Source organism: Micrococcus sp. APC 4021 (genome assembly GCF_030407635.1).
GTDB lineage: Bacteria > Actinomycetota > Actinomycetes > Actinomycetales > Micrococcaceae > Micrococcus > Micrococcus luteus.
The window spans coordinates 16,516-39,529 of the sequence record NZ_JASDCZ010000005.1 but is presented as its reverse complement, the minus strand read 5'-3'; the positions used below and the strand labels follow the sequence as shown (position 1 = coordinate 39,529).

Below are 23,014 nucleotides of genomic sequence, written 5' to 3'. Positions count from 1 at the left end.
GCCGCCGCCTTCCGCTCCCCCACCGCCATCGGGCCCGAGGCCAAGACCACGCACCACGACCTCGTCACCGTGCACGACCGACACACCGAGGCCCGGCTCGTCGCCGCGCTCACGACGGCGGTCCCCGGCTCCGGCGTGCTCGGCGAGGAGCTCGGGGCGCAGGCCGGCACCGGTGAGGCCGCCCGGCTGACCTGGATCGTCGACCCCATCGACGGCACCTCCAACTTCACACACGGCTTCGCGATGTTCTCGGTGTCCCTGGCCGCCGAGGTCGACGGCGAGGTGGTGGCCGGCGTCGTGCTGGACCCCGTGGGCCGGCTGGCGTTCTCCGCCGACGCGGACGGCGCCTACCTCACCCGCGGCGACGGGCCGGAGCGCCCGCTGGCCGAGGTCGGCCGGCCGGCGCCGGCCGGCGGCGAGCGCGCCCAGAACCTCGTGACCTCCTACCCGGCGGGCGAAGCGATCGCGCGCGAGGGCGAGGACGCGCTGCGCCGCTTCGGGCGGCTCGTGACCGCCCACGCGACCGTGCGCCGCACCGTCTCCGGCGCCCTCGAGCTCGCCCACACGGCGGCGGGCTGGGCCGACGCCGCGCTGTACGTGGACACCAAGCCCTGGGACGTCGCGGCAGGGCAGCTGATCCTGCGCCGCGCCGGGGGCAGGTGGCTCACACCGGACCCGGCCGCGCCGTCGTCGGGCCGGCTCGTCGACGACGGCCCGCGCGCCCACACGTGCCCGTTCGCGCTCGCCGTCGCCCCGGGCCGCGAGGCGCCGACGACGGCGGCGGTGCTGGGTGACATCGTCGCCTCGCGGGCGACCGACCATGTATAGAGTGGATGTGAGCCCGATCTCAGCGCCGCGCCCGACGGCGCCCGTCCCGGCATGCCAGGAGGCCCCGATGACCCAGCAGCACCATGACACCGCCGACGCCCCGTCGATGCAGCGCCCCGATCCGGTCGCGGAGCCCGGGGACCACCTGATGTTCGAGCACCCGGACGGTGAGGCCGTCCTGGTGCTGGACGAGGACCAGGTCTGGCGACTGCTGCGCCGTGTGCGCCACGCGCGCCTCGGGCTGGCCGTGGACGGGCGGCCGGACATCGTGCCGGTGAACGTGCGGGCCCACGACGGCGCCATCTACTTCCGCACCGCGCCCGGCTCGAAGCTCGCCGAGCTCACGGTGAACCCGCGCGTCGTGGTGCAGGCCGACGGGATCCTGGCCGACCAGGCCTGGTCCGTGCTCGTGCACGGCACCGCGCGACGCCTGGACACGGAGGCGGAGATCGCGGAGGCCGAGTCCCTCGGCATCGAGCCGTGGGTGCCGACGCTGAAGGACTTCTACGTCCGCGTGGACGTCCAGCGCGTGTCCGGCCGCCACTTCGTGTTCGGCCCGCACCCCGAGCGCAACGAGTCCCAGACCGACTGAGCCGGTGACCGGGCCGGGAAGGCTCAGGGACGCGCCGGGGGCTGCGCGCCGTCGCCGCCCGCCGGGGGCTGCCCGCCGCCGGGACCGCCCATCCCGCCCTGCTCCTGCTCGGTGGTGGTGTCGATCGGGACGTCGATGGTGATGGCGAAGCCCTTGTCCACGGAGCCCGTGATCTGCGGCAGCTGTGTCTCGTAGCCGTCCGAGAAGACGTTGTCCGTCTCGAGGCTGACCTTGGCGAAGTTCTCCGTGGACCCGTCGTAGGCCGAGGTGGCGTAGACCTGTGAGGACTGCTCCGCGGGCATGGCGATCTGGGAGGTGAGGACGTTGTTCGTCGCGTCCGTGATGGACGCCTTGTCCGGGAACACCTCGAAGTGCAGGTGGGGCCACCGGCCGGCGTAGCAGCCGGGCCACACCGTGGTGAAGGTGACCGTGCCGTCGTCGCCCACCACCTGGACGCCGCGCAGGTAGGTCTCCTCCGTGGTGCCGTCCGAGTACATCGAGTAGCGGCCCTGCGCGTCGGCGTGCCAGAGGTATACGGCGGCGCCGGTCATGGCGGCGTCGCCGTTGGTCATGTCGATCACGTTCATCGTCACCGTGAGCGGGACACCCTCGGCGACGGTGCCCGCCGGGTGGCGGGCCGCGTCGAGAGGCCAGCATGGCAACGAACGCCAGACGTTTCCGTGAGATCGGCGGGATGGTTCCAGGACGTCTTCTGGGAGGTTTCTGACACGGCCGGGACGCCCGCAACCGCCCCGGCGCCGTCGACATGGAGGGCCATGTCCCTGGTGACCGGGTCGGTCCGCGCGTGCCCTCGGCCCGGCTCCCTTGACGCCCGAGTCCGGCTTCTTCGCCACGGAGACAGCTCCGTGGCCGTGGTCCACCTCGTCACCGCACTGCGCACGCACCGCCCGCAACTCGAGTTCCCACAGGTGCACGCCAACCCCACCCCGGGCGGCCTTGCGCCACCGCGCTCGTGGCACGAGTGTTGAACGTCGGGCTGCCGCCGGGGCGGGGCAGGACTACGAGCCGCTCGAGGCCCGCGGCCCCCGCTGAGCCGCGCCGGGCCGCCTCAGACCTCCGGGGCCTCCCCCAGGTGGGTCGGCGCCCACATCGCCAGGCGGGTCTGCACCACCACGACGTTCGGCCCGTCCGCCTGGAACGCGCGCTCGAGCGCGCCGCGCACGTCCTCCACTCCCACCGTCTCGGCGGGCACGCCGAAGGAGGCGGCGAGGGCCTGGAAGTCCGGCCTGTCGAGCTCGGTGGCCGTGGCCTTGCCGAACGCGCCCTCCATGTACTCGCGCAGGATGCCGTATCCGCCGTCGTCGATGATCAGCCACGTCACCGCCGCACCGTGCTGCCGGGCGGCCGCGAGCTCGGCGAGGGAGTACATCGCCGAGCCGTCGCCGGCGACGGCGAGCACGCGCCCCTCGATCCCCGTGCGACCCTGGTGGGCCAGGCCCACCGCGCCGCCGAACGCGGCCGGGAACCCGTAGCCGAGCCCCCCGGCGCCCTGCGCCGAGTGGAACTCGCCGTCCTGCGCGTCCCAGCAGTTCCACGCCCAGTATGCGGCGATGGTCATGTCCCAGTACGTCTGCATGGTCGACGGGACGGCGGCCCGGATGTCCGCCAGGAGCCGGCGCTCCACGCCGAGGTCCTGGGCATCGAGCCGGGCGCCGATCCGTGCGTTGACGTCGGCGACCACCTCGGCCGGGGTGCGGCCGTGCCAGACGGCGGCGTCCTGCGCCACCGAGCCCGACTCGCGCAGCGCCGCGGCGAGGGCCTCGAGCGCCTGGCCGGCGTCGGCGCGCACACCCAGCGTGGGATGGTTGGTCTCCAGCACACGCGGCTCCGCGTCCACCTGGATGAGGCGGCCGCGCGGCTCGAGCGTGAAGTAGTTGGAGGTGACCTCACCGAGCGAGGAGCCCACCACGAGCAGCACCTCCGCGTCCTCGAGCAGGTCCGTGACGAGGCGGTCCTCCACCCAGCCGCCGAGGCTGAGCGGGTGCCCCCACGGGAAGGCGGTGTTGCCGCCCGGCGAGCAGACCACGGGCGCCTGGAGCAGCTCCGCGACCTCCCGCAGGCTCTCCATCGCGGCCCGGCCGGAGCGGCGCACACCGCCGCCGGCCACGATCGCCACCCGCCCGGCCCCGCGCAGCCAGCGCACGGACTCGGCCACGAGCTCGGCGCGCGGCGGATGGTCGTAGGGCACGGCCAGGGCGTCCTCGACCGGGGGCACCATCACCTCGCCGAGCAGCACGTCCTGCGGGATCTCGACCCACACCGGCCCCTGCGGCACGGTGACGGCCTCGGCCCACGCGTCCTGGATCGCGGACGGGATGCCCGAGGCGTGGTGCACCGTGAACTGGGCCTTGGTGACGTTGCGGGCCGAGGCCTTCTGGTCGTCCAGCTGGTGCAGCATGCCCTTGCGCCGGGCGCCGAGCCCGGACAACGGGATCTGCGAGGCGATCACCAGCATCGGCACGCCCGTGGCGTAGGCCTCCTGCAGGCCGGCCAGCGAGGTGAGCGCGCCGGGACCGGTGGAGAGGAACAGCACCCCGACCTCGCCGGTGGCCCGGGCGTACCCGTCGGCGGCGAAGGCGGCGTTGTTCTCCACGCGGTTCGAGACGAACTCCAGCGGGGAGCGGGACAGGGCGTCGAAGAGGCCCAGGGCGTGCTGGCCCGGGATGCCGAAGACCGTCCGCGCGCCCAGGGCGTGGAGCGTCTCCACGGCCAGGTCGCCGCCGTTGCGCCGCGGGGCCGCCGTCGTCGTCTGCTCGTCGGTCATCGGCCCGGCTCCTCACCGGCGGCCGCGCGGGTGGCGCGGCGGTCGGCCATCAGGGAGATGAGGTCGTAGGCCACATGGGAGGCGGCGACGCCGGTCAGCTCGGCGTGGTCGTAGGCCGGGGCCACCTCCACCAGGTCTGCGCCCACGATGTCGAGCCCGCGCAGCCCACGCAGGATCTCGAGCAGCTCGCGGCTCGTGATGCCGCCGGCCTCGGGGGTGCCGGTGCCCGGCGCGTGCGCGGGGTCGAGGACGTCGATGTCCACCGAGATGTAGAGCGGCCGACCCCCGATGCGCTGGCGCAGCTGGTCCACGATCTCGTCCACGCCCTGACGGAACACGTCCGAGGAGGTGACGATGCCGAAGCCCATGCGGTGGTCGTCGTCGAGGTCCTTCTTGCCGTAGAGCGGACCGCGCGTGCCCACATGCGAGATGGCCTCGGTGTCCAGGATCCCCTCCTCCACGGCGCGGCGGAACGGCGTGCCGTGGGTGTACTCGGCGCCGAAGTAGGTGTCCCACGTGTCCAGGTGGGCGTCGAAGTGCAGCAGGGCCACGGGCTCGCCGGCGCGGGCGGAGGCGGCGCGCAACAGCGGCAGCGCGATGGTGTGGTCGCCGCCGATGGTCATGAGCGAGGAGCCGTCCTCGGTGAGGTCCATCGCGTCCTGCTGGATCGCCTCGATGGCCTCGCCGATGTCGAACGGGTTCACCGCCATGTCCCCGGCGTCCACCACCTGGGCCTGCGCAAAGGGCGAGGTGTTCGTGGCGGGGTTGTACGGGCGCAGCAGCCGCGAGGACTGCCGCACGTGGCCGGACCCGAAGCGTGCACCGGGGCGGTAGGAGACGCCGGCGTCGAACGGCACGCCGACCACCTTGATCTCCGGGGCGACGCCGGCCGCGGCCGCCTCGTCCAGGCGCGGCAGCAGCGCGTAGGTGGGGGCGCCGCCGTAGCGGGGCACGAGGGCGGAGTTCACGGGGCCGAGGCGGCCGTTGTCCTCGACGCGGGGGATCTCGAGCATCTGGATGTCCTCTCTGGGCGGTTCGGTTCGGTCTGGTCGGTCTGGTCTGTCCGGTGTGGGCGCGCCGGACGGGGTCACGCGTGGCCCACGAGGGTCCACAGCACGACGGCGGGGCGGTCGTCCGGATTGGCCCACGAGTGAGGCTCGCGGCCGGGGAGGGTGACGGTGTCCCCCTCCTCCAACAGGTGCACGGCCTCGGTGGTCCGCAGCTCGAGGCGGCCGGTGACCACGTGCACCGCCTCCACGCGGCAGTCCACGGTGTACAGCTCCGCCTCCCCGCGGCCGCGCGGCGCGATGTCAGCGCGCAGGATCTGCAGGTCGCGACTGCCGCGCGGGGTGATCAGGCGCTCGCGGATGCCCTCGCCGCCGAGGTTGACCGCGGGGGCGTCGGCGAGGCGCACGACCGTCACCTCGGGCGCGTCCAGGACGTCGCCCGGGCTCGCGCCGAGCACCTGGCACAGGGTCACGAGCGTGCTCACGGACGGGCTCGTCAGGTCCCGCTCGAGGCGGGAGAGGAAGCCCTTGCTGACGCCGGCCGCCTCGGCCAGCTGGGCCACGGTGAGCCGCCGCGCCTCGCGCAGCGCACGCAGCCGACGGCCGATCAGCGCCTGGCCCGGCGCGGTCTCGAGCGGGAGGGCCTTCATCGCGCTCCTCCCGACGTCGGCCAGGCGACATCGCCGATGTCCCCCTGGACGACATGTTGTCTGATAAGCAACATGTGTTTACCGTAGACCCGGTTCGTGTGATCGGCAACACGCCGATCACTCCTGTCCCGCCGCGGCGCCCCCGCATCCGGCGCCCCGGATCCCCTCGCCCCAAGGACCGCCCGTGACCCTCAACCTGACCATCGTCGCCGTTTACCTGGTCGGCATGCTCGCCTTCGGCTGGTGGGGCAAGGCCCGCGCCGCCAGCTCGGAGGACTACCTCGTGGCGGGCCGCCGTCTCGGGCCGGTGCTGTTCACCGGCACCATGGCCGCCGTCGTGCTCGGCGGCGCCGCCACCGTGGGCGGCGTCGGCCTGGGGTACGAGTTCGGGCTCTCCGGCGCGTGGCTCGTGGCCGCCATCGGCGTCGGCGTGCTCATCCTGTCGGTGGCGTTCGCCCCGATCCTGGCCCGCCTAAAGATCTACACCGTCTCGCAGATGCTGCGCCTGCGGTACGGCCGCGGCGGGGCCTCGCACGCCTCCTCCTTCGTGATGCTCGCCTACACGCTCATGCTCGCCGCCACCTCCACGGGCGCCTACGCGTCGATCTTCGTGGTGCTCTTCGGCTGGGACCGCTGGCTGTCCGTCCTGGTGGGCGGCGGCATCGTGCTGGCCTACTCAGTGCTCGGCGGCATGTGGTCCATCACCCTGGCCGACATGGCCCAGTTCCTCATCATGACCATCGGCCTGTTCGCCCTCATGCTCCCCCTCTCCCTGGCCAAGGCCGGCGGCTGGAGCGCCATGCAGGAGCGCCTGGGCGCCGAGTTCTTCAGCTGGGACGGGATCGGCGTGCAGTCGATCGTCACCTACTTCGTGATCTACACCCTCGGCCTGCTGATCGGCCAGGACGTCTGGCAGCGCGTGTTCACGGCCCGCTCCCCCCGCGTGGCGCAGATCGGCGGCGCCACCGCGGGCCTGTACTGCATCGTGTACGGCGTCGCGGGCGCCGTGATCGGCATGGCCGCCCGCACGGTCACCGCGGACATCGCCACCCAGGACGACGTGTTCGCGTGGGTCGCCCAGAACCTGCTGCCCGTCGGCGTCGGCGGCGTGGCCCTGGCGGCCGCCGTTGCGGCCATGATGTCCACCGCCTCGGGCGCGATCATCGCGGCCTCGACCGTGATGCGCACCGACATCCTCCCGATCCTCCGCGGCGAGGCGACCGCCGCCGAGGACGGCGCCGTCGCCGAGGACGCGGCCACGCAGACCGCGGCGGAGCTCGCCTCGAACCGCGGCTGGGTGCTGCTGCTCGGCGCCGTCGTGCTGGGGCTGGCGATCGTCGTCCCGGACGTGGTGGCGGCCCTGACCATCGCGTACGACATCCTCGTGGGCGGCCTGTTCGTCGCGATCGTCGGCGGCCTGGTGTGGAAGCGCGGCACCGGCACGGCGGCCCTGTGGTCCATGGTGGTCGGGACGGCGGGCACCCTCGGCACCATGGGCTGGCTCGAGCTGAACGCGGCCGAGCCCTTCGAGGGCGTCTTCGCGAACGAGCCGATCTACGTCGGCCTGGCCGCCTCCGCCGTCGTGTACGTCCTCCTCAGCCTGATGACCCGGCCCACCGACCCCGCGGTCCTCGAGGCCTGGCGGGTGCGCTCCCGCCACGGCGTCGACGCCGCGGTCTGAGAGTGCCTCTGGCCGACGACCCCGGGGCCTGTGATCCTCCGACGCCCGCACGATGGCCGAGGCCACGTGGTGCGGCGGGCGGCGGCGGGCGACCCTTCCCGCGGGCTCCCCCCGGCCCCTAGTGTCTCCGTACAGCCTGAGACCGGGACTCCCCCTCGGGCTCGCCCCGTCTCTCGCCCCACCTGGGGCCTCGCTGGAGACAGAAAGGCAACAGTTCTCATGACCACCAAGAACCGCGCCGTGGCATTCCACGGCATCAAGGACGTGCGCGTCGACGAGCTGGACTTCCCCAAGCTGGAGATGCCCGACGGCTCCGCCGCGCCGCACGGCGTCATCCTCAAGATCGTCGCGACCAACATCTGCGGCAGCGACCTGCACATCTACCGCGGGTCCTTCCCCGCCCCCGAGGGCATGGTGCTGGGTCACGAGATGACCGGCCAGGTGCTGGAGGTCGGCAGCGACGTCCAGTTCCTGCAGGAGGGCGACCTCGTCTCCGTGCCGTTCAACGTGGCCTGCGGCCGTTGCCGCAACTGCCGCGCCGGCCGGACCGAGATCTGCGAGACCGCCAACCCGGACCAGGCCTGCGCCGCCTACGGCTTCAATCTGGGCGGCTTCCAGGGCGGGCAGGCCGAGTACCTGTTCGTGCCGTACGCCGACTTCCAGCTGCTGCGCTTCCCGGACCAGGAGCAGGCGATGGAGAAGATCCTGGATCTCGCCGTGCTCTCGGACATCCTGCCCACGGCGTTCCACGGTCTCATGTCGGCCGGCGCCAAGCCCGGCTCCACCGTCTACATCGCCGGCGCCGGCCCTGTGGGCCGGTGCGCCGCGGCCGCCGCTCGGCTGCTGGGCGCCTCGTGCATCATCGTGGGCGACCAGGACGCCTCGCGGCTGGAACTGGTGCGCAAGCACGGCTGCGAGACCATCGACCTCTCCGCCACGGAGAACCTGCAGGACGCCGTGAACGACATCCTCGGCGAGCCGATGGTGGACTGCGCGGTGGACTGCGTCGGCTCCGAGGCCCACGGCCTGGGCTCCGCGTCCGATGAGATGCAGCCGATCGCCGCCGTGAACCAGGTCCTGGACATCACCCGTCCGGGCGGCGCCACGGGCATCATCGGCATCTACGGGCCGAACCCGATCGCGGAGACGAAGGCCGAGCAGGAGGGCACCTTCCCGGTGGACTTCGGCAAGGCCTGGATCAAGTCGCCCCACATCATCGGCGGCCAGGCGCCCATCATGCGCTACAACCGTCAGCTGATGATGTCGATCCTGTGGGACCGGATGCCGTACCTGACGGAGATGGTCAACCCGCGCGTGATCACCCTGGACGAGGCACCCCAGGCCTATGCGGAGTTCGACCAGGGGTCCCTGGAGAAGTTCGTCATCGACCCCCACGGCATGATCGCCCGCTGAGCGGTCCGCCCCCGGAGGCACGACGGCGCCCCTCACCTGCCCGCGCAGGTGAGGGGCGCCGTCGTCGTCCGCGGATCATGCCGCGTGCAGCAGCGTGGCGGTGATCCCGAGGCCCGCCAAGCCCACCACCAGCGCGACCATGCAGGCCACCGACGCCAGGGCCGGCCGGGCCTGCTCCCGCGCGATTCCGTCCGCCTGCGCCACGTAGCGCCGGCGCTGCGTGGCCAGCACCGCCGCCCCGCCGACGGCCGCCACCACCGCGGGCCCGAACGCCCACGCGCCGACGGCCGGCCACCACCTCAGGAACGTGAGGCTGAGGACGCTCAGCGCCAGGACCGTGCGGCCCCAGCTCATCACGGTGCGCTCGGGCTGCAGCCCCGGGTCGTGATGCAGACGCATCGCCTCAGCCCCGCGGCAGGACGACGGCGGCCAGCAGCACCACGACCGCCAGTACGACGCCCCCCGCCAGGACCGGGACGATCAGCGGCAGCGGCAGCGGACGGCCGCGGCGCATCGCCCGCTCCACCCGGAGCCAGCGCACACCCGCGCCCAGGGCGAGCAGCGCCGCCAGGACGAGCAGCACCGTGCTCAGCACCACCCGGACCGGCGGCGCGAAGAGGGCGCCGGTGAACGCCTCCACCGCGACCCCGCCGGCCAGCAGCGCCAGCGCCGTCCGGACCCAGGCCAGGAACGTGCGCTCATTGGCAAGCGTGAACCGGGGGTCCGGCTCCACCCCGCCCGCCAGGAGGCGGTGCTGCCAGGCCGGCCGGCCGCCGTCGTGGGCGGCGGCCTCGGGGCCGTCGGGGGTCTCTGCTGCGTCCATGCGGCCATGGTAGCGACGGCGTAGACTGGCGGGTCGGGCGCGCGCCCGGCCGCCGTGGTCCGCGGCGGCGGCGCCCGTCTCCGCCTGCCCATCCGATGGAGCCCCATGAGCCCCGCCCACACCGCCACTCCTGCGGCACGCCCCGAGCCGACCCGCGAACAGGTCCGACGCTGGCGCCGCTACCTCGCCGACGAGATCGCCGAGGGTCAGATCTACCGCGACATCGCCGCCCGCAAGGACGGCGTGGAGCGCGACATCCTGCTCGGCCTCGCCGAGGCCGAGCGCCGCCACGAACAGCACTGGCGGGCCCTCCTGGGTGGGCACGCCGAGAACCCGCCGCGCCCCTCCCTGCACCGCATCCTGCTGCGCTGGCTCGCGCGGATCTTCGGCTCCGTGTTCGTGCTGGCCCTGGCCCAGCGCGCCGAGTCGGACACTCCCTACGCGGAGGACCAGGACGCCCCCGAGGGCATGGTGGCGGACGAGGCCATCCACGAGGAGGTCGTGCGCGGCCTCGCCGCCCGGGGTCGCGAGCAGCTGGCCGGCAACTTCCGCGCCGCCGTCTTCGGCATGAACGACGGGCTGGTCTCCAACCTGGCGCTCGTGATGGGCATCGGCGCGACGGGCGTGGCGCCGTCCGTCGTGCTGTTCACCGGCGTGGCCGGCCTGCTGGCGGGCGCGCTGTCCATGGCGGCCGGCGAGTACGTCTCGGTGCGGTCCCAGCGGGAGCTGCTCGAGGCCTCCTCCCCCACCCAGATCACCCTCGAGGCGGCCCAGCACCTGGACCTGGACCACAACGAGCTCACGCTCGTCTACCTGGCCCGCGGCATGACGCCCGAGGACGCCGAGCACCGCGCGCTCGAGCGCCTCGGCTATCTCACGTGCGACTGCAACCCGCAGTTCTCCGCCCGTCCCGACGGCTCCCAGGGGCCGGTGGACCACTCGGACTCCTTCGCGGAGATCGGCTCGGCGTGGAGCGCCTCCCTGTCCAGCTTCGCGTTCTTCGCCTCCGGCGCACTCATCCCGATCCTGCCGTACATCTTCGGCATGTCCGGGCTGTGGGCCCTGGGCCTGGCGGCGGCGATGGTGGGCGTGGCCCTGCTCTTCACCGGCGGTGTGGTCGGGCTGCTGTCCGGCTCCTCACCGCTGGCTCGGGGCCTGCGCCAGCTCGCGATCGGCTTCGGCGCCGCTGCCGTGACGTACGTGCTCGGCCTGCTCTTCGGCGCGAACGTGGGCTGACGGGCGCCCACCGCCTGCTCCGCCCCGCACAGCACACGGCCCCTGCCCCTCAGGACGAGGGACAGGGGCCGTGGTGCATCCGCCTGCCGGTGCGGAGCGCCGGCATCGGCGCCCCCCACCGCGGGATCAGGCCTGGGCCTGCAGGATCTCCCGCATGAGCTGGGCGGTCTCGGACGGGGTCTTGCCGACCTTCACGCCCGCGGCCTCGAGGGCCTCCTTCTTGGCCTGCGCGGTGCCGGCGGAGCCGGAGACGATGGCGCCGGCGTGGCCCATGGTCTTGCCCTCCGGGGCGGTGAAGCCGGCCACGTAGCCGACGACCGGCTTGGTGACGTTGGCCTTGATGAACTCGGCCGCACGCTCCTCGGCGTCGCCGCCGATCTCGCCGATCATCACGATGGCCTGGGTGTCCGGGTCGGCCTCGAACGCCTCGAGGGCGTCGATGTGGGTGGTGCCGATGATCGGGTCGCCGCCGATGCCGATGGCGGTGGAGAAGCCGAAGTCACGCAGCTCGTACATCATCTGGTAGGTCAGCGTGCCGGACTTGGACACGAGGCCGATGGGGCCGGAGCCGGTGATGGTGGCCGGGGTGATGCCGGCCAGGGCCTCGCCCGGGGTGATGATGCCGGGGCAGTTCGGGCCGATGATGCGGGTCTTCGGCTTCCCGTCCTCGCCGGTCTTCGACTGCGACAGGGCGAAGAACTCGGCGGAGTCCTGCACCGGGATGCCCTCCGTGATGACCACGAGCAGCGGGATCTCGGCCTCGATGGCCTCGATCGCCGCGTCCTTGGCGAAGGCCGGCGGCACGAAGGCCACGGACACGTCCGCGCCGGTCTTCTCCATGGCCTCCTTGACGGTGCCGAAGACGGGCAGCTCGACGGCGTTGCCGTCCTTGTCCTCGTGGGACACGGTGGTGCCGGCCTTGCGGGCGTTCACGCCGCCCACGATGTTCGTGCCGGCCTTGAGCATGAGGCGGGTGTGCTTGGTGCCCTCGCCGCCGGTGATGCCCTGGACGATGACCTTGGAGTCCTTGTTCAGGTAGATCGACATAGCTGTTTCCTCAGTCTTTCCGAACGGTCAGTTCGCGGAGTGGGCGAGCTCGGCGGCCTTGTCGGCGCCCTCGTCCATGGTGGCGGCCAGGGTGACGAGCGGGTGGTTCGCCTCCTGCAGGATGCGGCGGCCCTCCTCCACGGCGTTGCCGTCCAGGCGCACGACCAGCGGCTTGGTGGCGGTGTCACCCAGGATCTCGAGGGCCTTGACGATGCCGTTCGCGACCTGGTCGCACGCGGTGATGCCGCCGAAGACGTTCACGAACACGGACTTGACCTGCTCGTCGCCCAGGATGACGTCGAGGCCGTTGGCCATGACCTCGGCGTTGGCGCCGCCGCCGATGTCCAGGAAGTTGGCCGGCTTCACGCCGCCGTGCTGCTCGCCGGCGTACGCGACGACGTCGAGGGTGGACATCACGAGGCCGGCGCCGTTGCCGATCACGCCGACCTGGCCGTCCAGTTTCACGTAGTTGAGGCCGTTGGCCTTGGCCTTGGCCTCCAGCGGGTCCTCGGTGCGCTCGTCGACGAGGGCGGCGTGGTCCTCGTGGCGGAACGCCGCGTTGTCGTCGAGGGAGACCTTGCCGTCCAGGGCGAGGATCGTGCCGTCGCCGGTCTTCACCAGCGGGTTCACCTCGACGAGGGTGGCGTCCTCCTTCTCGAAGACCTCCCAGAGCTTCTGGATGACCTCGGCGACGTCGGCGCGCAGCTCCTCGGGGAAGCCCGCCTCGGCGACGATCTTCTGGGCGGTCTCGGCGTCGATGCCGGTCAGCGCGGAGACGGGCACCTTGGCGAGGGCCTCGGGGCGCTCCTCGGCCAGCTGCTCGATCTCCATGCCGCCCTCGACCGAGCACATGGCCAGGTAGGTGCGGTTGGCGCGGTCCAGCAGCACGGAGAAGTAGTACTCCTCGGCGATGTCGGCGCCCTGGGCGATCATGACCCGGTGCACGGTGTGGCCCTTGATGTCCATCCCCAGGATGGCCTTGGCGTGCTCGTAGGCCTCGTCGGCCGTCTTGGCGACCTTCACGCCGCCGGCCTTGCCGCGGCCGCCGACCTTCACCTGCGCCTTGACGACGGTGACGCCGCCGATCTTCTCCGCGGCCGCCTTGGCCTCGTCCGGGGTCTGCGCAACGATGCCGGCCAGCACGGGGACGCCGTGCGCCTCGAACAGATCGCGCGCCTGGTACTCATACAGGTCCACGGTGGTGTGTCCTTCTTGGTCGAAGACAGGGTCTGCCGGCCTCGCCCGCGGGCGCGGCCGACGTCGACGCCCCCTCCGTGGCCGGGCCGGGCACGGGGGCACAGCGGGGCGGCGGACGGCGGCGTTCCACGGCTCACTCTAGTCCACACCCCGGAGAGACCGGGGAGTCGGCGGGCCGGTCCCGTCAGCCCTCGACCTTCGTCAGCGGGGCGTAGCGCAGCAGCAGCCGCTTCTGCGCCCCGGTGGCGTCGAAGGTGACGGTCGCGACGGTCTTGTCCCCCGCGCCCGCGACGGCGTCCACACGCCCCTCGCCGAAGGTCGCGTGGGAGACGCGGTCGCCCGGGCTGAGCGCCACGATCTCCTTCTGCGGCTGCACCCGGCTCGGCGCCTTCCCGCGCACCACGGCGGAGGGCACCGTGAGGTCCGCCGGCTCGTCCCCGCGGGTGAGGCGCTGGGGCCGCGCGCCGTCGTCGTCCCGGGACCGCCAGGCCGGTCGCCCGCCGCCGAACCGCCCCGCGTAGCGCGAGGTGCCGGCGCCGGTCAGGCTCAACGACCCGGCCGAGCGCGTGGTGCCCTCCCGCTCCCAGTCGATGAGCGTCTCCGGGATCTCCCCGAGGAACTGGCTGGGCGGGTTGAACTGGTGCTGGCCCCACAGCGAGCGTGCCTCGGCGCGTGTCAGGAACAGGCGACGGCGGGCGCGCGTCAGGCCCACGTAGGCCAGACGGCGCTCCTCCGCGAGCTCCTTCTCGTCCGTCATCGAGCGGGCGTGCGGGAACACCCCGTGCTCCATGCCCGTCAGGAACACCACGGGGAACTCGAGGCCCTTGGCGGTGTGCAGCGTCATGAGCGTGACCTGGCCCTGCTGCTCGGCGAGCGCCTCGCCCTCCACGTCCGGGGCCGTGGGCAGCTGGTCTGCGTCCGCCACGAGCGCCACCTGCTCGAGGAAGTCGGACAGGGTGCCGTCCGGATGCGTCGTCTCGAAGGAGCGGACGACGGCGACGAGCTCGCCGAGGTTGTCCGCGCGGGACTCGTCCTGCACGTCCTCGGACTCGCGGAGGGCGGCCAGCATCCCGGACTGCTCGAGGACGGCCTCCAGGACGGTGGCCGGGCCGGCGGACTCGGCGACCTGGCCGAGGTCGTCCATCATCTGCACGAAGCCGCGGACGGCCTTGAGCGAGCGGGCGGCCATGCCGGGAGCGTTCTCGGCGTCGCGCAGGGCCGCGGAGAACGTGGAGCGGTTCCGCTCGGCCCACGCGGCGACGGCGCCCTCGGCCCGGTCCCCGATGCCCCGCTTGGGCTCGTTGAGGATGCGGCGCACGTTGACGTCGTCGTCGGGGTTGACGATCACCCGCAGGTAGGCGAGCGCGTCCTTGATCTCCTTGCGGTCGTAGAAGCGCGTGCCGCCGATGACCCGGTACGGGATGCCGCGCGTCACCAGCCGCTCCTCGAGCGCACGGGACTGCGCGTTGGTCCGGTAGAACACGGCGACGTCGGCCGGGCGGATCCCGTCCTCGTCCTGCAGCCGGTCGATGGTGGTGGCGATCCACTCCGCCTCGGCGGACTCGTTCTCCGCGGCGTAGCCGACGATCGCGGGGCCCTCCCCCTCGGCCGTCCACAGGCGCTTGGGACGGCGGTCCGGGTTGCGCTCGATCACCGCGTTGGCGGCGTCCAGGATGGTCTGCGTGGAGCGGTAGTTCTGCTCGAGCTTGATGGTGACGGCGTCCGTGAAGTCCTGCTCGAACTCGACGATGTTGCGGATGTCCGCGCCGCGGAACGCGTAGATGGACTGGTCCGAGTCGCCGACGACCGTCAGCTCGCCGCCGGGGGTCTCCACGCCCTCGGGGTCACCCGCCGGGCCGGCGAGGAGCCGGATCAGGCGGTACTGGGCGTGGTTGGTGTCCTGGTACTCGTCCACGAGGACGTGGCGGAACCGGCGGCGGTAGTTGTCCAGCACGCGCGGGAACGCCTCGAACATGTGGACCGTCACGCCGATCAGGTCGTCGAAGTCCAGGGCGTTGGCCTGGCGCAGGCGGGCCGTGTAGTCCCGGTAGACGGCGGCGACGGCGCGGCCCCACGGGTCCCCCTCGGCCACGGTGGCGGCGTAGTCGTCCGCCTCCACGAGCTCGTTCTTCAGGGAGCTGATGCGGTTCAGCAGGGCCTTGGGCGCGAAGCGCTTCGGGTCCAGCTCGTGCTGCTTGGCGACGGTGGTGACCAGGCGCAGGCTGTCCGCCGAGTCGTAGATGGTGAACGTGGACTTCAGCCCGATGTTGGCGGCCTCGTTGCGCAGCAGCCGCACGGCGGAGGAGTGGAACGTGGAGATCCACATCCGCTGGGCGGTGGGACCGATCAGCCCGGCCACACGCTCGCGCATCTCCGCGGCGGCCTTGTTCGTGAAGGTGATGGCGAGGATCTCGTGCGGCCGCGCCCGTCCGGTGGCGAGCAGCCACGCGATGCGGTGGGTCAGCACCCGGGTCTTGCCCGAGCCGGCGCCCGCCACGATCAGCAGCGGCGCCCCCGTGTGGGTCACCGCGGCTGCCTGCTGCGGGTTGAGCCCCGCCACGAGCGACTCGGGAGTGTGCGTCGGCGCGGCCGGCCGGACGTCCTCGCCCCAGGCCTCGGGGTCCGCGGCCGCGCGCGTGACGTCCGGGGGCACGAGCCCGGGCAGGGCGGTCTCCGGGTCCGTTGGGCGGCGGGTCCGGTCGAGGTTCAGGGGCGTGCGTCCGAGCGCGGAGAAGAGGTCAGCCATGGCGGACCCAGTCTAGGCGCGGCCCCGGACGCGACAGCGGGGCCGCCGTCGTCGTCACCCCCGCCCCCGCCCCACCCGCACTCTCGAACGTGATGTGGGGCCTGTCTCGCGTTCGAAAGTCCCCATGACCCCGATCTCACGTTCGAAAGTGGGCTGGACGAAGCGGAGCCGGACCGGGACCGGACCGGCTCGGCCGGTCTGGGAGGATGGACCGCGGAGGTGCCCCGTGTCCCAGAAGTCCCGCAAGTCCCGTCCGCGCCCGTCGCGGCCCGCCGCGCGCCCGGTCGCCGAGTCCCCGCGCTCCCGTCCCACGCTGCGGGACGTCAACGTCCGTGAGGACCTCGCCGCGGCCGCTGAGCGCGAGGGCAGCCCGGCGATCCCGGTGAGCGCGCTGATCGTGACCACCCTGCTCGTGGGCGCGTACCTCCATCTGCTGGTGCTGCAGCAGATGACCCAGCTCAGCGGCGGCCTGGCGATGCCGGACTCCCTGCTGTTCTACGGGCAGGACCACATCCGCGCGCTCTCCGCGGTCATGGACGAGGACGCCCGCGGCCAGCTGAACTGGGTGCACAAGACGGCCGGCGTGATCTTCCCGATCGCCGTGGCACTGACGGTCACCGCGGTCGGCGCATGGCGCCTGCGTCCCGTCGGCGCCAAGTGGGCCGTCTTCGGGCTGGGCGTGCTGTTCGCGGTCGTGGACATCTGCGAGAACATCGCGATCGAGCAGGCGATCGCCGCCGGCGGCCCGGGCACCGGCCTGGCCGCCGCCCTGACGCTGACCCGCTGGGTCCTGCTGGCGCTGCTCGCGCTGGCGGTGGCCGTGATGCTGTGGGCCGGGCGGCGCCGTCGTGGTCGCGCCGCGCGGGCGGCCTGAAAGGCTCGGCTAGACTCGCTCACCGGACCGGCGCGCGCGACGCGCGGTCCGCGCCCCAGTAGCTCAGTTGGATAGAGCGACCCTCTCCTAAAGGGTAGGCCGTCGGTTCGATTCCGGCCTGGGGCACCCGGGTGGCCGGTCCGGCCGCCGCCTCATTCCGCGTCGGCGAACTGCGTGGTGTAGAGCTCCGCGTACCGTCCGTCCGCCGCGAGCAGCTCGGCGTGCGTGCCGCGCTCCACGATCCGCCCGGCCTCGACCACGAGGATCTCGTCCGCGTTGCGCACGGTGGAGAGCCGGTGCGCGATCACGATCGCGGTCCGCCCGGCCAGCGCCTCCCCCAGCGCCTCCTGGATGGCGCGCTCGTTGGTGGAGTCCAGCGCCGCCGTCGCCTCGTCCAGCACCACGACGCGCGGGGCCGCCAGCAGCAGCCGCGCGATCGTCATGCGCTGCCGCTCGCCGCCGGAGAGGCGGTAGCCGCGCTCGCCGACCACGGTGTCCAGCCCGTCCGGCAGCGCCTCGACCACGGGGCGCAGGCGGGCCCGCTCGACGGCGTCCCACAGCTCCTCGTCCGTCGCGTCGGGGCGGGCCAGCGTCAGGTTGGCGCGCACGGTCTCGTGGAAGAGGTGGCCGTCCTGGGTCACCATGCCCACGGCCCGCTGCAGGTCCGCGAACGCGAGGTCCCGCACGTCCACACCGCCGATCTCGACGGCGCCGGAGGTGACGTCGTGCAGGCGCGTGACGAGCGAGGCGATGGTGGACTTGCCCGCACCCGAGGAGCCCACGAGGGCCACCGTGGCCCCGGCGGGCACGGCCACGTCGATCCCGTGCAGCACCTCCTCGCCGCCGCGCGTGTCCAGCACGGAGACCTCCTCGAGGGAGGCCAGGGACACCTGCTCCGCGGTGGGGTAGGCGAAGCGCACGTCCCGCAGCCGCACGGACAGGGGCCCCTCCGGCAGGGTTGCGGGCCGCGCGGGCTCCGTGATGAGGGGTTCCAGGTCCAGGACCTCGAACACGCGCTCGAAGCTCACGAGCGCGCTCATGATCTCCACGCGGGCGTTCGCCAGCGCGGTCAGGGGCGCGTAGAGGCGGGTCAGCAGCAGGGCGAGGGTGACGACGTCGCCGGCGTCGAGGGTGCCCGCGATCGCCTGGAGCCCGCCCACGCCGTACACGGCCGCGAGCGCGAGCGCGGAGACCAGGGTGAGCAGCGTGGTGAAGACCGCCTGGCGCACGGAGATGTCCACGCCGGTGGCGCGCACGCGGTCCGCGCGGCGGGCGAACTCGGCGGACTCGGCGGCGGGGCGGCCGAAGAGCTTGATGAGTGTGGCGCCGGGAGCGGAGAACCGCTCGGTCATCTGGTCGCCCATGGCCGCGTTGTGCCCGGCCCGTTCGCGGGACAGGTCCGCCAGCTTCGAGCCGACCGCCCGGGCCGGCACCAGGAACAGCGGCAGCATCACGAGGGACAGGACGGTGACCTGCCAGCTGGTGGCCACCATCACGCCCAGGGTCAGCACCACGGACACCACGTTCGCGACGACGCCGGAGAGCGTCCGCGAGATCGCCGACTGCGCCCCGATCACGTCGTTGTTCAGGCGCGAGACGAGCGCGCCGGTGCGGGTGCGCTGGAAGAACGCCACCGGCATGCGCTGCACGTGGTCGAACACGGCGGTGCGCAGGTCGTAGATGACGCGTTCCCCCAGCCCGGAGGAGAGCCATTTGGTGAACACGGACAGCGCCGCGTCGAGCACGGCCACGAGGGCGATCAGCAGGGCCAGCCGCACCACGAGCCCGCGGTCCGCGCCGCCGGTGATCGCGTTGACGACGTCGCCGGCCAGCACGGGCGAGGCCACGCCGAGCACCGCGCCCACGATGGACGCCGCGACGAACACGATCAGGCGGGTGCGGTACCGGCCCGCGAACGCGATGGTCCGGCGCACCGTGCCGCGGGCGAGGCTCTGCTGGGCGTCGGACTGCCCGCGGGTCATCCGCATCATGGACATCCGTGCCGCCGACTCCATGCTCATGGGCCCCTCCGCTCTCTCGACCGTTGGAGAGTCTAGGAACCGCCGGGCACGGGCGGGCACGATTCCGCTTCCGGCGTCAGGCCGCCAGGCGCAGGTAGTCCCGCCACGCTTCGGCGGGCCGCTCCAGCTCGCGGATCCGCCACTGGGCCCCGCGCGGGCGCACCGGCTCCACCCGCAGCCGCCAGCCCAGGGCCTCGAGCGAGCGGTCCGCCTTCGCCCCGTTGCAGCGCAGGCAGCAGGCCACGAGGTTCTCCCACGTGTTCTCGCCGCCCCGCGAGCGCGGCCGCACGTGGTCCACGGTGGTGGCGTGGGCGCCGCAGTAGGCGCAGCGGTGTCCGTCCCGCCGCAGCACGCCCTTGCGGGAGACCGGGGCCGCATCCGTGTGGGGCACCCGGATGTACTGGTGCAGCAGGATCACGAGGGGCCGGCCCCACGCGCGGGTGGGGCTGCGCATCGGGTCACCGGCGTCCTCGAGCACGCTCGCCTTGCCGGTGGCCACGAGCAGCAGCGCCCGGCGGTCGGAGACGACCGAGAGGGGTTCGTAGCCGGCGTTGAGGACGAGTGTGCGCATCGGGGGCCTCGGAAGCGTGGGGACACAGGGGCGTCGTGTCTCCACGCTAGACGCGGGTGCATCGGCGCGCCACGTGTCGCCTGCGGCGGCGGAAGAGGTTCACCGGCCCGTCACCGGGCCATCACGCCCCCGTCACGCACGACGGCGGCGCACCGCGTCTCAGCCGTCGAGACGCTCGACCCACACGTGCGCGGCCGTGGCCTCGGCGAGCTCGAGGGCCCCGCCGTCCGCGGCCGCGCCGTCCTCCGCCTCGCCCTCGACTCGGATGTACCCGGCGTCGCGGGCGGCCTGGGCACGCACCACGCGGCCCGGGGTGACGCCGGCGCCGGCCAGCTGAGCCAGCAGCTCGGGGTCGGTCTGCACGCCCTCGGCCAGCCCGCGGACGCGGAACCGGCCGGCGGTGGCGGCCTCCTCGGAGAGCCGGGTGCCCGCCAGGCCCATCTCGCGGCTCCAGTCCTCGGCGGAGGCCTGCTCGGGCCGGGGCGGGATCGGGGTGCCATAGGGGGTCTCGGTGGGGTTCTCCAGCAACGTGAGCAGGCGGCGCTCCACCTGGTCGCTCATCACGTGCTCCCAGCGGCAGGCCTCCTCGTGGACGAGCTCCCACTCGAGGCCGATCACGTCCGCGAGCAGGCGCTCGGCCAAGCGGTGCTTGCGCAGCACGGACACGGCCCGCTCGCGGCCCGCCACGGTCAGCTCCAGCCGACGGTCCGTGCCCACGTGCACCAGCCCGTCCCGCTCCATGCGGGCCACGGTCTGGGAGACGGTGGGTCCGGAGTGCTCCAGTCGCTCGACGATGCGGGCGCGCAGCGGGGGGATGCCCTCCTCCTCGAGCTCGAGGATCGTGCGCAGGTACATCTCGGTGGTGTCGATCAGATCCGTCATGGCGCGTCCTCTTCCCTCGGGCTCTTCGTCCCGGACATCCTAGCGAGGCGTGAGTCACGTGGACGGCCGGTGGTCCCGGGCGCGGGAGAATGGGCACGACCCGCGACCCCGAAGCGTCAGGAGCACGCATGACCTCCCCCGCCGAGATCACCATCCCCCAGGACCTGCTGCCAGCCGACGGCCGCTTCGGCGCCGGCCCGTCCAAGGTGCGCCCCGAGCAGCTGAGCGCGCTCCAGGACGCGGCAGGGCTGCTCGGCACCTCGCACCGCCAGAAGCCGGTCAAGGACCTCGTGGCGCGCGTCCGGTCCGGCGTCGCCGAGCTGTTCTCGGCGCCGGAGGGCTACGAGGTGATCCTCGGCGTCGGCGGCTCCACCGCGTTCTGGGACGCGGCCGCCTTCAGCCTGGTCCGCGAGCGCGCCCAGCATCTGAGCTTCGGCGAGTTCGGCTCGAAGTTCGCCAAGGCCACCGACCAGGCGCCGTTCCTGGCCCCGTCGGACATCCGCACCTCCGAGCCGGGCACCCGCCCCGAGCCGGAGGCCGTGGCCGGGGTCGACGTGTACGCGTGGCCGCACAACGAGACCTCCACCGGCGTCATGGCGCCCGTCGTCCGCCCCGCGGGCATCGACGAGGACGCCCTGGTCGTCGTCGACGCCACCTCGGCCGCGGGCGGCCTGCCGGTGGACGTGTCCGAGGCGGACGTGTACTACTTCGCGCCGCAGAAGAACTTCGCGTCCGACGGCGGCCTGTGGCTCGCGCTGTTCTCCCCTCGGGCCCTGGCGCGGGTCACGGAGATCAAGGAGTCCGGCCGCTGGATCCCGGCGTTCCTGGACCTCGCCACGGCCGTGGACAACTCCCTCAAGGACCAGACCTACAACACGCCCGCGCTGGCCACACTCGTCATGCTGGACGCGCAGCTGCGCTGGATGAACGGCCAGGGCGGGCTGGACGCGATGACCGCCCGCACCGCCGACTCCTCCTCGCGCGTGTACGCGTGGGCCGAGGCGTCGTCCTTCGCCACACCCTTTGTGGCCCGGCCCGAGGACCGCTCCGCCGTGATCTGCACCGTCGACTTCTCCGACGACGTCGACGCGGCGGCGGTCGCCCAGGTCCTGCGCGCCAACGGCGTGGTGGACGTGGAGCCCTACCGCAAGCTCGGCCGGAACCAGCTGCGGATCGCGACCTTCGCCGCGATCGAGCCCGAGGACGTCGCGGCACTGCTGCGCTGCATCGACCACGTGGTCGAGCGCCTGGCCTGAGCCGGGTCAGCCGAGGGCCGCGGCCCCGAGCGTCCCGTCCCCCTCGGCCTCGGGCGCCGGGGCGCCGGGCACACGGCCCTCGGCCACGGCCTTGAGCCGCTCGCGCTCCTCCTCGTTCACGCGCTCGGCGTACGGCACCCACGGGGGCGCCACGAGCGAACCCTCCCCCGCCATGAGGCCGGTCTCGCACACGGTGACCTGCTTGGCGCGTGGGGCCCGGGCGATCGTCACGTACCAGAGCCAGCCCGCGTAGCCGGGCATGCGGCACGCGAAGCGGTGCGTCAGGAGCCGGTCGTCGTCCACGAGCACGTCCACGTGCTCCCCCACCTCGTCCGGGGCGGCCAGCCCGGCCAGCCCCGCGCGGGCGGCGTCCACGGCGGCGGCGAGCAGCTCGTCGCGGCGCGGGGCCCGGCGACGCGCGGGCGGCGCGGCCGTCCTCTCCTCGGCGGGCGCGGGCTCGGCGTCGGGGCTCCGGTGGTCGACGCGCGGGGCGTCGTCGTGGGTGGTCATGGCTCAGGCCTCCAGATCGTCGGCGACACGGCGCAGCACCTGCGCCATCTTCTGCGCCTGGGCGCGCTGGGGGTAGCGGCCGCGGCGCAGGCCGTTGGAGGTCTGGTCCAGCCACGTGATGAGGTCCTCCATGAGGACGGCCATCTCGGTGGCGCCGGGTCGGTGGTTGCGGACCACCGAGGGTGCGGCGTCGAGCACGCGCAGCGAGAGCGCCTGCTTGCCGCGGCGGCCCTCGGCCACGCCGAACTCCACGCGGGTGCCTCCGCGCAGCTCGGTCACCCCGGCCGGCAGGGCCGAGGCGGGCACGTGGACCTCCTCGCCCTCGTCCGTCTGGGCGAACCCGAAGCCCTTGGTCGAGTCGTAGAACTTGATGCGCCCGGTGGGCATGTGCGTCACCTGCTCCTCGTCATGTGGGTCCACCGCGTCGGGCCGGCGCCGCAGGGGCGGCCGTGCTCTCGTCTCGGGTCGGCGGGGTCCGGCACCGGCGTGGCGGTGCGCCGCGGCATCGGTGGGACCAGCCTGGCCGTGCGCCCGGAGGGGACGGCGGAGGACGTGGTCGTCAATGACCTCCCAGGATAGCCCGACTAGAGTGGCGGGCATGCCTCGGACCTCCACCCTCCCCGCCTCCGCGCCCGCCGCCGACCCCGCCGATCACCGGGGCGGTCGTGGCGTCGTCCTGGTGCTGGGCGTGGCCGTGACGGCGGTGTCCGCTCTGGCCCTGGTGGCCCTGCTGGTCGCGTACTTCCTGGCGTGGCCGGCGTCCCCGGCGCTGTTCGCGCTCGCGCTGTTCGGCCTGCCCGTCGGCTTCGGCCTGATGCTGCTGCACGTGGTGCTGGGCGCCGTCCGGCGCTCGCGCCCCTGAGCCGTCGGGCCAACGACGCCCCGTGACATCCAG

22 protein-coding genes and 1 tRNA gene are annotated in these 23,014 nt (G+C 73.3%); 9 read left to right on the top strand and 14 right to left on the bottom strand.

The window, feature by feature from the left end; translation table 11 throughout:
- Together QL983_RS01235 and QL983_RS01230 are read left to right on the top strand one after the other, a co-directional pair.
- Nucleotides 1-828 (top strand): inositol monophosphatase (locus tag QL983_RS01235; protein WP_290151121.1); only part of this gene is annotated, 828 nt, incomplete at its 5' end.
- Between the two features lie 67 nt (nucleotides 829-895).
- Nucleotides 896-1,420, top strand: coding sequence for a pyridoxamine 5'-phosphate oxidase family protein (locus QL983_RS01230; protein WP_095347279.1), 525 nt, complete (start codon nucleotides 896-898; stop codon nucleotides 1,418-1,420).
- Between the two features lie 23 nt (nucleotides 1,421-1,443).
- On the opposite strand, the gene QL983_RS01225 is transcribed toward QL983_RS01230, so the two are convergent.
- From QL983_RS01225 to QL983_RS01210, 4 genes are all read right to left on the bottom strand, one after another.
- Entirely contained in the window at nucleotides 1,444-2,274 is an 831-nt protein-coding gene (locus QL983_RS01225) for a hypothetical protein (RefSeq protein ID WP_290151120.1), read from the bottom strand.
- Nucleotides 2,275-2,489: 215 nt separating this feature from the next.
- A complete protein-coding gene (locus QL983_RS01220) occupies nucleotides 2,490-4,205 on the bottom strand; it encodes a thiamine pyrophosphate-binding protein (protein WP_230297394.1) in 1,716 nt (571 codons plus the stop codon).
- A complete protein-coding gene (gene speB / locus QL983_RS01215; RefSeq protein ID WP_216886332.1) occupies nucleotides 4,202-5,218 on the bottom strand; it encodes an agmatinase in 1,017 nt (338 codons plus the stop codon). The genes QL983_RS01220 and speB overlap by 4 nt, the downstream gene beginning before the upstream one ends.
- Nucleotides 5,219-5,292: 74 nt before the next feature.
- Entirely contained in the window at nucleotides 5,293-5,862 is a 570-nt protein-coding gene (locus QL983_RS01210) for an XRE family transcriptional regulator (RefSeq protein ID WP_230297393.1), read from the bottom strand.
- Between the two features lie 184 nt (nucleotides 5,863-6,046).
- On the opposite strand from QL983_RS01210, the gene QL983_RS01205 reads away from it, so the two are divergent.
- Both QL983_RS01205 and QL983_RS01200 read left to right on the top strand, forming a co-directional pair.
- Nucleotides 6,047-7,543, top strand: coding sequence for a sodium:solute symporter (locus QL983_RS01205; protein ID WP_230297392.1), 1,497 nt, complete (start codon nucleotides 6,047-6,049; stop codon nucleotides 7,541-7,543).
- A 219-nt stretch (nucleotides 7,544-7,762) separates the two neighbouring features.
- The gene (locus tag QL983_RS01200) at nucleotides 7,763-8,956 is read left to right on the top strand and encodes an alcohol dehydrogenase catalytic domain-containing protein (RefSeq protein ID WP_163721134.1); all 1,194 of its coding nucleotides are present in this window, start codon (nucleotides 7,763-7,765) and stop codon (nucleotides 8,954-8,956) included.
- 75 nt (nucleotides 8,957-9,031) lie between these two features.
- Here QL983_RS01200 and QL983_RS01195 read toward each other — a convergent pair whose 3' ends face one another.
- Nucleotides 9,032-9,355, bottom strand: a complete 324-nt coding sequence (locus tag QL983_RS01195; RefSeq protein ID WP_129043073.1) for a DUF202 domain-containing protein — start codon at nucleotides 9,353-9,355, stop codon at nucleotides 9,032-9,034.
- 4 nt (nucleotides 9,356-9,359) lie between these two features.
- Nucleotides 9,360-9,779, bottom strand: a complete 420-nt coding sequence (locus tag QL983_RS01190; protein WP_049147149.1) for a DUF202 domain-containing protein — start codon at nucleotides 9,777-9,779, stop codon at nucleotides 9,360-9,362.
- Nucleotides 9,780-9,884: 105 nt separating this feature from the next.
- Between QL983_RS01190 and QL983_RS01185 the strand changes: the two genes are divergently transcribed.
- Complete coding sequence (locus QL983_RS01185) at nucleotides 9,885-11,015, top strand: VIT1/CCC1 transporter family protein (protein WP_230297391.1); 1,131 nt, start codon at nucleotides 9,885-9,887, stop codon at nucleotides 11,013-11,015.
- Between the two features lie 126 nt (nucleotides 11,016-11,141).
- Here the strand turns inward: QL983_RS01185 and sucD are convergent, their stop codons facing one another.
- The 3 genes from sucD to pcrA form a co-directional block, all read right to left on the bottom strand.
- Nucleotides 11,142-12,062, bottom strand: a complete 921-nt coding sequence (gene sucD, locus QL983_RS01180) for a succinate--CoA ligase subunit alpha (protein ID WP_070709002.1) — start codon at nucleotides 12,060-12,062, stop codon at nucleotides 11,142-11,144.
- A 27-nt stretch (nucleotides 12,063-12,089) separates the two neighbouring features.
- Nucleotides 12,090-13,259 (bottom strand): ADP-forming succinate--CoA ligase subunit beta, encoded by a 1,170-nt coding sequence (gene sucC / locus QL983_RS01175; protein WP_230297390.1) that lies wholly within the window; start codon nucleotides 13,257-13,259, stop codon nucleotides 12,090-12,092.
- A gap of 184 nt (nucleotides 13,260-13,443) precedes the next feature.
- Nucleotides 13,444-16,005: a DNA helicase PcrA gene (gene pcrA, locus QL983_RS01170; RefSeq protein ID WP_230297389.1), complete on the bottom strand. Its 2,562-nt coding sequence runs from the start codon at nucleotides 16,003-16,005 to the stop codon at nucleotides 13,444-13,446.
- A 226-nt stretch (nucleotides 16,006-16,231) separates the two neighbouring features.
- Here pcrA and QL983_RS01165 point away from each other — a divergent pair, with 226 nt between their 5' ends.
- A complete protein-coding gene (locus QL983_RS01165) occupies nucleotides 16,232-16,879 on the top strand; it encodes a hypothetical protein (protein WP_036317981.1) in 648 nt (215 codons plus the stop codon).
- 52 nt (nucleotides 16,880-16,931) lie between these two features.
- Nucleotides 16,932-17,005, top strand: a tRNA-Arg gene (locus tag QL983_RS01160).
- Nucleotides 17,006-17,031: 26 nt separating this feature from the next.
- Here the strand turns inward: QL983_RS01160 and QL983_RS01155 are convergent.
- From QL983_RS01155 to QL983_RS01145, 3 genes are all read right to left on the bottom strand, one after another.
- Nucleotides 17,032-18,900, bottom strand: coding sequence for an ABC transporter ATP-binding protein (locus QL983_RS01155; protein ID WP_290151119.1), 1,869 nt, complete (start codon nucleotides 18,898-18,900; stop codon nucleotides 17,032-17,034).
- Nucleotides 18,901-18,976: 76 nt separating this feature from the next.
- The gene (locus tag QL983_RS01150) at nucleotides 18,977-19,471 is read right to left on the bottom strand and encodes an HNH endonuclease (RefSeq protein WP_036382503.1); all 495 of its coding nucleotides are present in this window, start codon (nucleotides 19,469-19,471) and stop codon (nucleotides 18,977-18,979) included.
- Between the two features lie 159 nt (nucleotides 19,472-19,630).
- On the bottom strand, nucleotides 19,631-20,353 hold the full coding sequence (locus QL983_RS01145; RefSeq protein ID WP_036337415.1) for a metal-dependent transcriptional regulator: 723 nt from the start codon (nucleotides 20,351-20,353) through the stop codon (nucleotides 19,631-19,633).
- A gap of 128 nt (nucleotides 20,354-20,481) precedes the next feature.
- On the opposite strand from QL983_RS01145, the gene serC reads away from it, so the two are divergent.
- Entirely contained in the window at nucleotides 20,482-21,609 is a 1,128-nt protein-coding gene (gene serC, locus QL983_RS01140) for a phosphoserine transaminase (protein ID WP_036337413.1), read from the top strand.
- Nucleotides 21,610-21,615: 6 nt separating this feature from the next.
- Here serC and QL983_RS01135 read toward each other — a convergent pair whose 3' ends face one another.
- Both QL983_RS01135 and QL983_RS01130 read right to left on the bottom strand, forming a co-directional pair.
- Nucleotides 21,616-22,119, bottom strand: coding sequence for a DUF3027 domain-containing protein (locus tag QL983_RS01135; RefSeq protein ID WP_290151118.1), 504 nt, complete (start codon nucleotides 22,117-22,119; stop codon nucleotides 21,616-21,618).
- 3 nt (nucleotides 22,120-22,122) lie between these two features.
- Complete coding sequence (locus QL983_RS01130; protein ID WP_020628350.1) at nucleotides 22,123-22,506, bottom strand: cold shock domain-containing protein; 384 nt, start codon at nucleotides 22,504-22,506, stop codon at nucleotides 22,123-22,125.
- A 211-nt stretch (nucleotides 22,507-22,717) separates the two neighbouring features.
- On the opposite strand from QL983_RS01130, the gene QL983_RS01125 reads away from it, so the two are divergent.
- Nucleotides 22,718-22,981 carry a hypothetical protein gene (locus QL983_RS01125; protein ID WP_041103073.1) on the top strand — a complete coding sequence of 88 codons (264 nt, stop codon included), beginning with the start codon at nucleotides 22,718-22,720 and terminating at the stop codon, nucleotides 22,979-22,981.
- The last annotated feature ends 33 nt before the right edge of the window (nucleotides 22,982-23,014 follow it).

What these genes read in the sequence shown, in the direction of transcription:
- QL983_RS01145 (WP_036337415.1), bottom strand. Translation starts at nt 20,353, where the DNA reads ATGACGGATCTGATCGACACCACCGAGATGTACCTGCGCACGATCCTC.
- QL983_RS01135 (WP_290151118.1), bottom strand. Translation starts at nt 22,119, where the DNA reads ATGACCACCCACGACGACGCCCCGCGCGTCGACCACCGGAGCCCCGAC.
- QL983_RS01150 (WP_036382503.1), bottom strand. Translation starts at nt 19,471, where the DNA reads ATGCGCACACTCGTCCTCAACGCCGGCTACGAACCCCTCTCGGTCGTC.
- QL983_RS01220 (WP_230297394.1), bottom strand. Translation starts at nt 4,205, where the DNA reads ATGACCGACGAGCAGACGACGACGGCGGCCCCGCGGCGCAACGGCGGC.
- pcrA (WP_230297389.1), bottom strand. Translation starts at nt 16,005, where the DNA reads ATGGCTGACCTCTTCTCCGCGCTCGGACGCACGCCCCTGAACCTCGAC.
- QL983_RS01230 (WP_095347279.1), top strand. Translation starts at nt 896, where the DNA reads ATGACCCAGCAGCACCATGACACCGCCGACGCCCCGTCGATGCAGCGC.
- serC (WP_036337413.1), top strand. Translation starts at nt 20,482, where the DNA reads ATGACCTCCCCCGCCGAGATCACCATCCCCCAGGACCTGCTGCCAGCC.
- sucD (WP_070709002.1), bottom strand. Translation starts at nt 12,062, where the DNA reads ATGTCGATCTACCTGAACAAGGACTCCAAGGTCATCGTCCAGGGCATC.
- QL983_RS01200 (WP_163721134.1), top strand. Translation starts at nt 7,763, where the DNA reads ATGACCACCAAGAACCGCGCCGTGGCATTCCACGGCATCAAGGACGTG.
- speB (WP_216886332.1), bottom strand. Translation starts at nt 5,218, where the DNA reads ATGCTCGAGATCCCCCGCGTCGAGGACAACGGCCGCCTCGGCCCCGTG.
- QL983_RS01195 (WP_129043073.1), bottom strand. Translation starts at nt 9,355, where the DNA reads ATGCGTCTGCATCACGACCCGGGGCTGCAGCCCGAGCGCACCGTGATG.
- QL983_RS01130 (WP_020628350.1), bottom strand. Translation starts at nt 22,506, where the DNA reads ATGCCCACCGGGCGCATCAAGTTCTACGACTCGACCAAGGGCTTCGGG.
- QL983_RS01190 (WP_049147149.1), bottom strand. Translation starts at nt 9,779, where the DNA reads ATGGACGCAGCAGAGACCCCCGACGGCCCCGAGGCCGCCGCCCACGAC.
- QL983_RS01125 (WP_041103073.1), top strand. Translation starts at nt 22,718, where the DNA reads ATGCCTCGGACCTCCACCCTCCCCGCCTCCGCGCCCGCCGCCGACCCC.
- QL983_RS01210 (WP_230297393.1), bottom strand. Translation starts at nt 5,862, where the DNA reads ATGAAGGCCCTCCCGCTCGAGACCGCGCCGGGCCAGGCGCTGATCGGC.
- QL983_RS01155 (WP_290151119.1), bottom strand. Translation starts at nt 18,900, where the DNA reads ATGAGCATGGAGTCGGCGGCACGGATGTCCATGATGCGGATGACCCGC.
- QL983_RS01185 (WP_230297391.1), top strand. Translation starts at nt 9,885, where the DNA reads ATGAGCCCCGCCCACACCGCCACTCCTGCGGCACGCCCCGAGCCGACC.